10 protein-coding genes are annotated in these 13,283 nt (G+C 56.2%); 2 read left to right on the forward strand and 8 right to left on the reverse strand.

Features of this window, described 5'->3' with window-relative positions; genetic code table 11:
* Nucleotides 1–60 precede the first annotated feature (60 nt).
* From LCF41_RS12020 to LCF41_RS12055, 8 genes are all read right to left on the reverse strand, one after another.
* Complete coding sequence (locus LCF41_RS12020; RefSeq protein WP_225084810.1) at nucleotides 61–1,365, reverse strand: aspartate aminotransferase family protein; 1,305 nt, start codon at nucleotides 1,363–1,365, stop codon at nucleotides 61–63.
* Nucleotides 1,362–2,486, reverse strand: a complete 1,125-nt coding sequence (locus LCF41_RS12025) for a phosphotransferase (protein ID WP_225084811.1) — start codon at nucleotides 2,484–2,486, stop codon at nucleotides 1,362–1,364. Before LCF41_RS12025 ends, LCF41_RS12020 begins: the two co-directional genes overlap by 4 nt.
* On the reverse strand, nucleotides 2,479–3,213 hold the full coding sequence (locus LCF41_RS12030; RefSeq protein WP_039537747.1) for an SDR family NAD(P)-dependent oxidoreductase: 735 nt from the start codon (nucleotides 3,211–3,213) through the stop codon (nucleotides 2,479–2,481). The genes LCF41_RS12025 and LCF41_RS12030 overlap by 8 nt, the downstream gene beginning before the upstream one ends.
* Nucleotides 3,214–3,603: 390 nt before the next feature.
* On the reverse strand, nucleotides 3,604–4,422 hold the full coding sequence (locus tag LCF41_RS12035; protein ID WP_225084812.1) for an ABC transporter permease: 819 nt from the start codon (nucleotides 4,420–4,422) through the stop codon (nucleotides 3,604–3,606).
* Between the two features lie 36 nt (nucleotides 4,423–4,458).
* Nucleotides 4,459–5,727 (reverse strand): ABC transporter permease, encoded by a 1,269-nt coding sequence (locus tag LCF41_RS12040; RefSeq protein WP_225084813.1) that lies wholly within the window; start codon nucleotides 5,725–5,727, stop codon nucleotides 4,459–4,461.
* A gap of 42 nt (nucleotides 5,728–5,769) precedes the next feature.
* On the reverse strand, nucleotides 5,770–6,849 hold the full coding sequence (locus LCF41_RS12045; protein ID WP_225084814.1) for an ABC transporter substrate-binding protein: 1,080 nt from the start codon (nucleotides 6,847–6,849) through the stop codon (nucleotides 5,770–5,772).
* Nucleotides 6,850–7,313: 464 nt separating this feature from the next.
* Entirely contained in the window at nucleotides 7,314–8,780 is a 1,467-nt protein-coding gene (locus LCF41_RS12050) for an NAD-dependent succinate-semialdehyde dehydrogenase (protein ID WP_225084815.1), read from the reverse strand.
* A 10-nt stretch (nucleotides 8,781–8,790) separates the two neighbouring features.
* A complete protein-coding gene (locus LCF41_RS12055; protein WP_225084816.1) occupies nucleotides 8,791–10,056 on the reverse strand; it encodes a 4-aminobutyrate--2-oxoglutarate transaminase in 1,266 nt (421 codons plus the stop codon).
* Nucleotides 10,057–10,209: 153 nt separating this feature from the next.
* On the opposite strand from LCF41_RS12055, the gene pdxR reads away from it, so the two are divergent.
* Both pdxR and LCF41_RS12065 read left to right on the forward strand, forming a co-directional pair.
* Nucleotides 10,210–11,703, forward strand: a complete 1,494-nt coding sequence (pdxR, locus tag LCF41_RS12060) for a MocR-like pyridoxine biosynthesis transcription factor PdxR (protein ID WP_225084817.1) — start codon at nucleotides 10,210–10,212, stop codon at nucleotides 11,701–11,703.
* A 194-nt stretch (nucleotides 11,704–11,897) separates the two neighbouring features.
* On the forward strand, nucleotides 11,898–12,992 hold the full coding sequence (locus LCF41_RS12065; protein ID WP_225084818.1) for an ABC transporter ATP-binding protein: 1,095 nt from the start codon (nucleotides 11,898–11,900) through the stop codon (nucleotides 12,990–12,992).
* Nucleotides 12,993–13,283 lie beyond the last annotated feature (291 nt).

Raw genomic sequence — 13,283 nt, forward strand, 5'->3', positions numbered from 1 at the left:
CAGTCATGCCGTCGCAGCGTTTCGTATCTAGTCACCGTTATCACGGCCCTCACGTGCGGTTTATAGCTTCCGCGCGTGGGTGTTTGTGACCTTCAATACCTCGCTCAGCGTGGTTAAAAACACATCGGCGTGTTCTTCCTGAAACACCAGCGGCGGACGAATTTTCAGCACGTTCGCCGCTGGCCCCGTCGCGCTGATCAGCACACCGCGCTGGCGCATGGCATTCACCACCTGCAATGCGGATTCCTTTGCTGGCGCTTTGCTTTCACGGTCGCTGACCAGTTCAACACCGATAAACAGGCCGTAAGCCCGAATATCGCCGAGTAGCGGGAAATCCTGCGCCAGTTGCTGCAACCCCTGTCGCAGATAATCACCGACCCGCTGAGCATTCTGCTGCAACTGCTCTTCGCGAATCACCCGTAGCACTGCGTGCGCCGCCTGGCAGGACACCGGATTACCGCCGAACGTATTGAAATAGCGAACTTCTCGCCCAAATGCCTCGAACAATGCGGAACGTCCAACCAGCCCGGCGATAGGATGCCCATTGCCCATCGGCTTCCCTAAACTCACCAAATCCGGGACGACGCCGTGACGCGCAAAGCCCCACATTGACTCCCCAGTGCGGCCAAAACCCGGTTGCACTTCATCCGCGATAAACAACCCGCCCGCCTGGCGAATGAGCGCCGCCGCCTGCGCCATTTCGCCTTCCGGTGCGCAGAACACGCCATCGCTGGAGAAAATGGTATCCACGAGCAGCGCGGCGGGACGAATGCCTTCCAACTGCATCTGTGCCAGCGCGTTACGAATACTGGTAAGAAACGCGCCGGGTTGACGATAGGTATCCGGTGCATCAATCAGTTTCACATGGTTACCGCGCGCCACGCCATCGCCCAGCGACGGCGACAACTCCGCCAGCGCACTGGTCACGCCATGATACGCCCAGCGTGTGACCAATACGCCCGTCCCCCCAGTGGTATGTCGAGCAATGCGCAACGCCAGATCGTTGGCCTCACTGCCGGTACAGGTCAGCATCACGTTGTTCAACTCAGCGGGGAACTCGCTCAGCAAATCTTCCGCAAAATCGACAATTGCAGCGTGCAGATAGCGTGTGTGGGTGTTGAGCTGAGCGCTTTGTTGCGCTATCGCCTCCACTACCGCCGGGTGGCAATGCCCGACCGAGGCCACATTATTGTAAACATCCAGATAGCGTCTACCTTGATGATCAAACAGCCACACACCCTCGCCGCGCGCAACATGCAGTGGTTCTTCATAAAACAGGCGGTAACCGCTGCCCAATACCCGCTGACGGCGCGCCAGCAACGCTTCTGTCGTTGTCATTTCAGACGTAATTTCGCTCTGATTCATCGCACATCCTCCGGGCAAACCTGCTGTAGACGAGTCACAAACTGCGCATGGGAATAGGTCGCGATGCGCTGCAAACTGTGCCAACAGCGCGGTACATTACGCAACAGATACTCCCGATTATCGGGGTAGCGTGACGCCCGCCACTGCGCGATGGTTAAGGTCAGCGCCATGCGGGTCGCAATTAAATCCGGCAGCAGTGCGATCTCCTCCGGCGCGAGCGGCCTGTTCTGGTGATACGCAGCAATAAAAGGCACAACATGTTCCAGCAGATCCGTCCCATCGCTAACCTGGTACGCCAGCGCCGTTGCCACTTCACAGATTAACGGGGCCAATACAGCGTCACCAAAATCGATAATGCCCGTCACCCGCGTCGGTGACGTCCCGGCGACCAGCACGTTATGCGGATTCAAATCGTTATGAATGACCTGGCGGCGCAAGGTCGCCAATGCGGGGGCGACACGGCTGTCATAGCGGTCAAAAATACGCAGAAGATACTGGTGCTGTTGCCGCTCAGAAATGAAATCAAGGTAAGGACGTACCTGCTCTGCGCGGCTGATATCCCACAGCAGAGAGCGGCTCGCCGCCGGATGCGTAAAGCCGTGAAGTGCGTTGTCTAACTGCGCCAGCGTGCCGCCCAACTGCGGCATCAATGCCGTTGAAGGCGCGGTCAGGTGCTGCGGCGTGCCTGCCAGATAGCTCACTAACCGGACGCGCAGCCGCTCGCCATCAATCTCAACGCGGGTTTCCGCCCGACCTGCTGTTGTCGGCTGGATTCGCGGTACAGGCAATTCAGGCGCCTGCTGCGCAAGGTGCAGCAGCAACGCAGTCTGGAAATCGCTGACGTCGGCAGGCTCCGCTGCGTTGATCACCTTGAGCATATAGCGCTCATCTGGCGTGACCGTCAGGCAGAAATTCATATCACGCTCGCCCTGTAACAGCGTCATCTGTCCGGACAATCCATATTCCTGCTGCGCGATCGCCAGCGCCTGCGGGCAGGAAACCTGCGGTACGGCATGCGTCATCAGTTCATCGTCGTGCGATACCGTCTCGGCAAACACGGGCTGATTAGACGCCGAAGGCGGGTGTGAAGGGAAAAGTACGCTGAGTCGTCCGTCAGACATGTTGTCCTCCGTTGATATGGATTTCCGCACCGTTGACATAAGAGGCACCGGACGTGCAGAGGAAATAGATCAGGCTGGCGACCTCTTCGGGTTTGCCCAAGCGCTGCATCGGCACCTGTCGTTCAATGATATCGCCCGTCCCAGGGGACAAAATCGAGGTTTCGATTTCTCCCGGCGCAATCGCATTCACACGGACGCCGTGCGGACCAAAATCAAATGCCATTTCGCGCGTCAATGCGGACAGCGCCGCTTTTGACGTGGCATAAGCCACACCAGCAAAAGGATGAACCCGCGATCCGGCAATCGAGGTCACATTAATTACGCAGCCCTGTGATGCCTTGAGTTCATCGAACAAGCCGTTTGCCAACAGCGCACAGGAAAACAGGTTGACGTTGAAGACCCGCAGCCAGGTCGCATAATCCGTGTCGCGCACGCCCAAACGCTGCCCGTCTGCGCCTTTTGGCGAAATCCCCGCGTTGTCGACCAACGCATCCAGCCGCCCGCCCAGCTTTTCCTTAATCAGCGGCAGCGTCTGTTGCAGGCTGTCGATATCTTCCAAATCGAGATGAATGTGATTGAGCAGCTTTTCCGCCCACGGGCACTCTTCCGCCCAGTTCTGACGCGATGCGGTAAAGATCCGCCACCCCGCCGCGTGGAAATGCTTGACGGTGGCATGCCCGATGCCCCGACTGGCACCGGTCAGCAAGAGTGTTTTTTGTGCTGTCATACCGAATCTCCTGAGCCTGTTGTACACGATGATGTTGTACACGATCATCAAAATGGTGTTTGATGCATCATAAATTAGGTTTTAAAAAAAGCTGAAAAAATTTTCAGCAAAAACCGGTCTTTTCTCGTGGCGTAAAATGATGCTGAAGAGAAAACGTTTTTCAGGATGAGCAGCATGGATGCTGCGAAAGCCAGTGCCGCGTAGGGAACGCGTCACTGGCGGTCCGTCAGGAAAACGTTATCTCTGAAGGCACCGCGTAGCGGCATCATGAACCGCCAAAAAGCCAGGGTTCCAAGGGCGACGGCAATTGAGCCGCCCTTGGTCGTGCGCTCTCCCATGCAAAGGGAGAAATACAATATCAACGCGCACGAAACATAACTCTGACACGGATTAACTCCCACTCCGTAGCCGCTCAGAACGGCGGCGCAGGATTTCCATTACGATCAACAGGACGAGCGCGGCACCCACCATCATGCTCGCGGCGGCGGCGATCGTCGGGTCGAGGTTCTCACGGATACCGGCAAACATCTGTAGCGGCAGCGTGCGCTGGCGCGGACTGGCGAGGAACAGCGTGACGATCACTTCATCAAACGAGGTCGCAAAGGCAAAGAGCGCCCCCGAGAACACGCCGGGCGCAATCAGCGGAAACGTCACCTTGCGAAATGCCAGCAGCGGCGAAGCCCCCAAACTGGCTGCGGCTCGCGTCAGGTTGTGATCGTAGTTCTTCAATACTGCCGTGACCGTAATTACCACAAACGGCACACCCAGCATGGCATGTGCCAATACCAGCCCCAAATAGCTGTTCAACAGCGATAGCTTGGCAAAGAAGAAAAACATCCCTACTGCGACAATCACCACCGGCGCAATCATCGGTGAAATCAATACCGCCATCACCAGCGATTTACCGCGAAACTCACCGCGTACCAGCCCAACAGATGCCAGCACGCCGAGTACCGTCGCCAGCAGCGTAGCCAGTGGGGCAATCAGCAGACTGTTGCCTAACGCCCCCAGCCACTCGCTGGAGTTGAAAAACTCGCGATACCAGCGCAGGGAAAATCCCGTCAGCGGGTAGCTCAGAAACGAACCGGCATTAAACGAAAGCGGAACAATCACCAGCACAGGGACAATCAAAAACAACAGCATCGCCGCCCCGTAGAAATTAAAGAACGTGTTCCACAGACGGATCACCACTTCACCTTGCTGTCTCATTGGTTATCTCCCAGTATAAGGTTACAGATAGCGTGCTTAGTGCGCCGCCGCTTCCGCATTGGTGCGCGTCACGCGGATGTACACCACATACAGCAGCGTTACGATAACCAGCAGCTGTGTACCCAGCGCGGCCGCCATTCCCCAATTCATCGTGGTATTGGTGAAGAACGCGACAAAGTAGCTCAGCATTTGGTCACTCGGTCCGCCCAGCAGTGCTGGCGTAATGTAGTAGCCAATCGCCATCATGAAGACCAGCAGCGCCCCCGCCGTGACACCCGCGTACGTTTGCGGCACATAAACCCGCCAGAAGGCGATAAACGGATGCGCCCCCAGTGAGACAGCCGCCCGCACGTAATTCGGGGAAATGCCTTTCATCACCGCGTACAGCGGCAGAATAAAGAACGGCAGCAGGATGTGGGTCATCGAGATGTAGACGCCAATACGGTTAAACACCAGCACCAGCGGTTCATCGATAACACCGATGTTCATCAGCGAACGGTTAATCAACCCACCCGACTGTAGCAGTACAATCCAGCTCGCGGTGCGCACGATCAGCGATGTCCAGAACGGCAGCAACACCAGAATCAGCAACAGGTTTGCCCGATTAGATGGCTGCTTCGCCAGCCAATAGGCCAGTGGATACCCCAACCCCACACATAATAGCGTCACCACACCCGCCATCAGCAACGTGCGCAGCAGCACGTCGACATACAGCGCCTGATCGGCAGGCTGCGGGACAATCTGCTGCGTTGTGGCGTCAACTTTATGGTCAAACACGGCCAGCAGGTAATAGCTGGTAAAAGGACGCGCCGCGCGATCGAACGTTCGCCAGGTCGCCAGTTCTCCCCACATCGGCTGCTCGCGTATCAGTTGGTCGCGCATGTCGCTGCTGCCCTCAGCGGGCAACTTACGCAATGTACGGGTAATCAAGGTACGGTATTCCGCCCCTTCATACCCCAGTCGTTTGGTGATCGTGCTTAATTTGCCGCTGCTGCGGGCATCGCGCAGATCGCCGACCAACGCCCGAAAGACCGCTTCATCCGGCACATTGTTGCCCGACCATTGCCGCATAGCAGCAATGGTCTGTGGCATATTGTCGCGCAATTCCGGATTGGAGACGCTTTTCCCCAAAATCGAGGTGATCGGGAAGAGAAAACTCACCACGATAAACAGAAACAGCGGCGCAATCAGCAGCAGCGAACGCTTCTTATAGGCTTTCTGCGCTAGCCATAGTTGCTGCTTCAAGGTCGAATTTTCCTCGTTTCCGCCAGACGGTACAGCGGCGGCGACATCGCTTTGGGACATAGGCTCTTTCTCCATCATCACGTACGGTCAACCACTACGGTTTTACTGCGCGGCCCAGGCGTTAAAACGCTGCTCCAGCTCTTCACCGTGATCGATCCAAAACTCAGTATCTACCTGCAATGCCTGTGCCAAATTATCCGGCGCAGTCGGCAGATTGGCAGCGACGGCTGGCGTTAGCAGGCTGATGGTTTTGACGTGTGTCGGGCCATAAGGAATGTTCTCGGCGAACACCTTCTGGTTTTCCGGCAGGTTGGCAAACGCAATAAACTGCTCCGCCAGCGCCTTGTGCTTGGAGCCTTTGACGATCGCCCAGCTATCCAGATCGTAAATGCTGTCAGCCCAGACGATCTTGAAGTCATGCCCTTCTTTCTGCGCCGCCGAAACGCGACCGTTATACGCGGAAGTCATCACCACATCGCCCGACACCAGCCATTGCAGCGGCTGTGCGCCAGATTCCCACCACTGAATGTTGGATTTGATCTCATCCAGTTTCTTAAAGGCGCGATCAACCCCTTGCGGCGTCGCCAGTACCTTGTAGAGATCTTCACGCTTCACGCCATCGGCCAGCAGCGCGATTTCCAGCGTAAATTTGGCGCTTTTACGTAACGCACGTTTGCCGGGATACGCTTTCACGTTCCAGAAATCGGCCCAGCTTTTCGGTGCCTGCTTCAGCTTCTGTGCGTTATAGGTCAGAACGGTTGACCACAGGAAAATCCCCGCGCCGCATTCGGTGACCGCCCCTTTAACGAACTGGGATTGATCGCCGAGCTTTGACCAGTCCAGCGGCTCAAACAGCCCTTCACTACAGCCACGCATCAGCTCAGGGCCTTCGACTTCCACCACGTCCCAGCCTACCTGTCCGGTTTCCACCATCGCCCGGATACGCGCCATTTCGCCGTTATACTCACCGGCTTCCACCGTACCTTTGCCCGCCGCAGCGAACGGTTTGTAAAATGCCTTATCCTGCGCATCTTTGTTTAAACCGCCGAATGAGATCACCGTGACGGATTCCGCCTGTGCCTGACAGGCCATCGTCACCAGAAAAGCCGTAGCCGCGATTTTTTTCAGCGCCTGACGCTTGAACAGTCCTTTTGCTTTGGAGAGAGTATTAAGTCTGGACATTCTTTTGCTCCTGGAGTGGTAGTCAACGTAAAGGTCAAATGCGTTTCACAATTTTGCCCATTGCATTTTTGATGCATCATGTATCATCTTAATCATGCAAAAAAAGATGAGCATAAATTGTGCCAATTAAAAAATTTTATTGATGTTTTGCTACAGCGGCGGCGGGAACGGTGATGAGAAGCATCAGGGATACACGGCGATCCTTTGCACCTGATAAGACGTCACCCTTTTTGCCATGTTGTGGTGCAAATCAGGACTGCCTTGCACCATCCAAACGCATTGCGCGTCTGGTATATATTCGTAATACTTCAAGTTGCATGTGCGTTGGCTGCGTTCACTCACCCGAATCACTTACCTGAGTAAGCTCATCGGGACTCCTTCTCTTGCCGCCTTCCTGAAACTCGAATTATTTGGAATATACGCGTGCCGATATCGACTATCGACACGCGTTTCTTACTGACGATCTATCGTGAAAGATCGACGCAGAGATATTTCATTTCCAGATAGTCTTCAATACCGAACCGTGACCCTTCACGCCCCAGCCCAGACTGCTTCACCCCGCCAAACGGCGCGACTTCATTCGAAATCAACCCGGTATTAATGCCGACCATGCCGTAGTCCAGTGCTTCCGGCACCGTCCACTGACGCACGGCATCACGCGTGTAGACATAGGCCGCCAACCCAAATTCGGTATCGTTCGCCATCGCTATTGCCTCGGCCTCATCACTGAAGCGGAACAGCGGTGCCACAGGTCCGAACGTCTCTTCGCGGGCGAAACGCATTTCGCGCGTCACCCCGCCGACGATGGTTGGCGTGAAGAACGTGCCGCCCAGTTCATGACGTTTACCACCCAGCAGCAGCGTTGCTCCGTGCGATAACGCATCGGCAATGTGTTGTTCAACCTTACTGACCGCATCAGCATCAATCAGCGGCCCCTGCGTCACGCCCGGTTGCGTACCGTCGCCAACCTTCAATTTGCGTACTTCCTCAACCAGCCGTTCGACCAGCGTTGGATAAATACCGTCCTGCACGTAGATCCGGTTGGCACAAACGCAGGTTTGTCCACTGTTGCGGAACTTGGAGGCCAGAATGCCCTTTACCGCCTGCTCCACATCAGCATCATCGAATACGATAAACGGCGCGTTGCCGCCCAGTTCCAGCGACAGCTTTTTCACTGTTGGCGCGCTTTGCGCCATCAGGATACGACCCACTTCCGTCGAACCGGTAAAGCTCAGTTTACGTACCACCGGGCTATCGCACAGCACTTTACCGACCGACTGCGCATCACCAACGATGACCTGCAAGACGCCGCGCGGAATACCAGCCTGCTGCGCCAGTTCCGCCAGCGCCAGCGCGGTAAACGGCGTTTGCTCGGCAGGTTTAACGATCATGGTGCAACCTGCCGCCAGCGCGGGCCCAACCTTACGCGTAATCATCGCCGCCGGGAAATTCCACGGCGTAATCGCCGCACACACGCCAATGGGCTGCTTAATCACCAGTAGACGCTGCTGCCCCTGCGGGGATTGCAGCACGCTGCCTTCAATGCGCTTGGCTTCTTCCGCAAACCAGTCGATAAAGCTGGTCGCGTAGGCGATTTCACCCCGCGCTTCCGCCAGCGGTTTTCCCTGCTCCGCCGTCAGCAGCGCAGCCAGATCTTCCTGATTGTCCATAATCAGGCGCGCCCACGCCTGCAATAGCGCGGCACGTTCTTTTCCCATCTTCTTACGCCATTCAACTAACGCCAACTCTGCGGCGGCAATCGCCTGCTCAGTTTGTGACACCGTCACCAGTGGCACCGACCCCAGCACCTCGCCCGTCGCCGGATTGGTGACATTCAGACGTTCACCGTTTTGGCTGTCTTGCCACTCGCCGTCAATCAGGCAGTGTTGACGGAATAAGTTTTGTTGTTTCAGTAACGTTTTCAGTTGCATAGCTTCTCTTCTATCGTGTTAATACGCGCGTCAGAATGCTCATGGCCTTGCTGAACTGATCGTCAGGCACCGTTAACGGATACAGGAAGCGGATCACGTTGCCATGTACGCCACAGGTTAGCAGCAGTAGACCCGCTTCCAACGCGCGTTTCTGAAATTGACGTGTTAGCTCTGCCGATGGTTTACCCGTGTGCGGGTCGTTAAATTCTGCCGCCACCATTGACCCTTGCGCACGAATTGCCACCAGCGCCGGACACTGCACTTTGATATTTTCCAGCGTTTCCACCAGCGCGGCACCGAGACGCTGTGCCCGCTGGCACAATTTCTCGTCTTCAATCACATCCAATACCGCCAGCGCGGAGGCCACCGACAGCGGGTTCCCCGCATAAGTACCGCCCAGTCCACCCGGCGATGGCGCGTCCATGACGTCAGCGCGACCGACAACGCCGGAAATCGGGAAGCCGCCGCCCAGGCTCTTCGCCATCGTAATCAGATCGGCTTTCTCTGTGTAATACTCCATCGCAAACAGCTTACCGGTACGGGCAAAGCCTGTCTGCACTTCATCGGCAATCAGCAGGATGCCGTGCTCATCACACAGCTTACGCAGCCCGCTAATGAAGGCCGGTGGCGCGACGTTGAAGCCACCTTCGCCCTGCACAGGCTCCAGCAGAATGGCAGCCACCTGATCGGCGGCGATATCGGTATGCATCAAGCGTTCAACGCTTTCCAGCGCCTGCTCAACGGTGATGCCGTGTTGCTCACTCGGATAAAGCGCATGAAAAATGGAACCGGGGAACGGCCCGAACCCTGTGGAATACGGTGCCACTTTGCCCGTTAGCGTCATGGTCAGCAGCGTGCGGCCATGAAATGCCGCGTTGAAGGCGATGACGCCGGGGCGTTTGGTGTACGCGCGGGCGATTTTCACCGCGTTTTCCACGGCTTCAGCGCCGGTGGTAAAGAACGTCGTTTTTGCTACGCCCTCAATCGGTGCCAGCGCGTTGATGCGTTCGGCCAGTGTAACGTAGCTGCCGTAAGGCACAATCTGGTAGGCCGTATGGGTAAAGCGATCTAACTGCTCGCGCACTGCCGCGACAATCTTCGGGTGGCGGTGGCCAGTGTTCAGCACCGCAATCCCGGCAGCAAAATCGATAAATTCCCGACCTTCCACATCCCACAGGGTGCTGTTTTCCGCACGCTCGGCATAGAAATCACACATGACACCCACGCCACGCGGTGTGGCGGCCAGACGGCGTTGATTCAGTTCGCTATTCTTCATGGTCTGCTCCGGTATCCCAAACACATCTGTTAGTCGTTGAACGAGGATGAGTCAAACGATAATGGTTAGTGTAGTTGCAAGATGATGATGTCATTTAGACGTGAGATGGTTCTATAATCCAGTGCCAGTTTTGAATATTTGAAGGATCCACTTTTGCGCTCACTTCTGACTGACTTATTGCTTCAGCGTTTAGCCGACCAGCACGACGGTGCGCTAAACAAGCGTTTATATGACTGCATTCGGCTCGCGATTCTCGATGGGGCGATTGCCGCTGGCGAGCGCCTGCCGTCGTCGCGCGATCTGGCACAGCAGTTGTCGCTGTCGCGCAATACCGTGCTGACGGCTTATGAACAGCTACTGGCTGAAGGCTATATTGACGCGCGCAAAGGCAGCGGAACCTTCGTCACGGAACAGTTGCCCGATGGCAATATGCAGCCCGTGGACAGTGCCAAGGCGGGCGACGTGCGTGAGCCTAAACATGAGCTTTCGCGTCGCGGTATGCATCTGCTGGGTTATGCCGGTGCCTCCGCCCGACAATGGGGGGCGTTTATGCCGGGTATTCCGGATATCGCCAGCTTTCCTCACGACCTATGGCGACGCATTCAAACGCGCCTGACGCGCCGCGTGCGTCCCGAACAACTGTCCTATTCACCGATTGGCGGTTGCCCCGAACTGCAACTCGCCCTGGTGGATTACCTGCGCGTCGCCCGCTCCGTTGAGTGCACGCCGGAACAGATTCTGATTACTGAAGGCACCCATCAGGCGATGGATCTGCTGGCTAAAATGCTGTGCAACCCCGGTGATTTGGCGTGGATTGAAGATCCCTGCTATTGGGGAATTCGCAATGTCCTGACGATTAACGGCCTGCGCGTCGCCCCTGTCGATGTCGATGAACAAGGGCTGGCACCGCCGGAAACGCTTGCGCCCGATGCCATCCCGCGCCTGATTTGCGTGACGCCGTCACATCAATATCCACTGGGCGCGGTGATGAGTCTGACACGACGTCAACGGCTGCTGGCACTGGCGCAGGAGCACGGTTGCTGGGTTGTGGAAGATGACTACGACAGCGAGTTCCGCTTCTCCGGCAGTCCGATCCCCGCGCTGCAAGGGCTACAAACGCAGTCGCCGGTGATCTACATCGGTACATTCAGCAAAACGCTCTACCCCGGCCTGCGCGTCAGCTACATGGTACTGCCGCCGCTGCTGGCAACGTCGCTGAAGACAGCCCATTCTGAGCTTTACCGCGGCGGGCACTGGCTCACGCAGGCGACGCTCGCACAGTTTATCCGCGAAGGCCACTACGCTGCACATATCCGCCGTATGCGCCTGCTGTATGCCAGACGCCGCGCCCTCTTGACGTCGTTGATTGAGCAGCATCTGGGGGCGGATTACGTCGGGGATAACAGCAACGCTGGGCTACATATGCTGCTCAGCCTGCCTTCCCACATCGACGATGTTGTGCTGAGCGCCGCGATCCTACGCCGTGGCGTGATGGTTAAACCGCTTTCCAGTTACTATCTGCAACCCACCCAGCAGCGTGGTTTACTGCTGGGTTACGCCAGCGTGGAAGAAGAGCAAATGACACAAGCGTTCGCGGTGATTGTGGCCTGTATTCAAGCACTGAATACGTCTCATCCGACGGCATGACCGCATCTCATTTTCATACCCACTCATTCGCACCGTCACGGTGCCATCCGATACCAGCACGCCCCATGACGGGGCACCCATTGTGATGAATTAACGCATTTTAGCTTGTCACAGCACGGTATTTTCTGCTTGCGAAGCATCCGGCATGGTTTATGCATTCTTATGAATAACAGTGACTGCCGGAGAGTGAAAAAATGAGAAATTATGTCAGCTTCAGGAATGTTCAGAAGACCTATGACGGCGACCGCCTGATCGTCAAAAACCTGAATCTGGATATTCGTGAAGGTGAATTTCTGACCCTGCTTGGGCCATCCGGCTCGGGAAAAACCACCAGTTTGATGATGCTCGCCGGGTTTGAAACCCCGACGCAGGGGGAAATCCTGTTGCGCGATGCACCGTTGCACCATCTCCCGCCACATCAGCGTGACATCGGCATGGTGTTTCAGAACTACGCCCTGTTTCCGCACATGACCGTGGCAGAGAATCTGGCGTTTCCGTTGTCCATCCGTCGCCTGAACCGTGCCGATATCAAAGAGAAAGTGGATCGGGTACTGGATCGTGTGAAGCTCACCAGTCTGGCCGACCGCTACCCTGCACAAATGTCTGGCGGCCAACAGCAGCGTGTCGCGTTGGCTCGGGCGCTGGTCTTTGAACCCAAATTGGTACTGATGGACGAACCGCTGGGCGCGCTGGATAAACAGCTGCGCGAGCATATGCAGTTGGAAATCAAAGAGCTGCATCAGTCACTGGAGCTAACCGTGGTGTACGTGACTCACGACCAGAGCGAAGCCATGACCATGTCGAACCGCGTCGCCGTGTTCAACGACGGTGTGATTCAGCAGATGGACAGCCCCAGCGATATCTACGAAAAACCGGAAAATGCCTTTGTGGCGCAGTTTATCGGCGAAAACAATACGCTGCTCGCCACACGTGCCGATGCCGAAGGCGCGTTCTACCGGGCAACCCTGGACGACGGCACCTCGCTGCGTGCGCTGAAAGTTCGCCCCAGCTCGCCGGGCCGCAAAATTACGCTTTGCATCCGCCCGGAACGTATTCACGTCAATGCACCTCATACCGATAATGGCATGCAGCACGTCACTGCACGCATTCAGCAGTTCATCTATCTGGGCGATCACGTCAGGATGATGACAGAAGTGGCTGGCCAGCCACAGTTTATGGTGAAACTTCCCGCCAGCGAAATCCAGCCACACTGGAAAGCCGGTACCGAAGTCGATTTGTCGTGGCAGCCAGAGCATCTGCGCGCGCTGGATAGCATCATTACGCATTAACTGACAAAAGCAAAAAAGATGTGCATCACATGCAGTGCGCAAAAATGTGCGCACTGTTTTTACTTTGATCTTGACCCGCCCCTCTCCCTCTCTGCCCATACATATTAGCCATAATCATCTTCCCCATACCCTCTAAGATATATACTCGTAATACTTCAAGTTGCATGTACGTTGGCGGCGTTACTCGGCACACTGGCGTGTGCCTCAGCCCGTTGGGGCCGCTGCAAGCAGCGTTCAAACCTGCCTATGGCAAGTTTGTCACTCGCCCGAATCACTTACCTGAGTAAGCTC

Origin of the sequence: Pectobacterium colocasium, from assembly GCF_020181655.1 — a bacterium.
GTDB classification, from domain to species: domain Bacteria; phylum Pseudomonadota; class Gammaproteobacteria; order Enterobacterales; family Enterobacteriaceae; genus Pectobacterium; species Pectobacterium colocasium.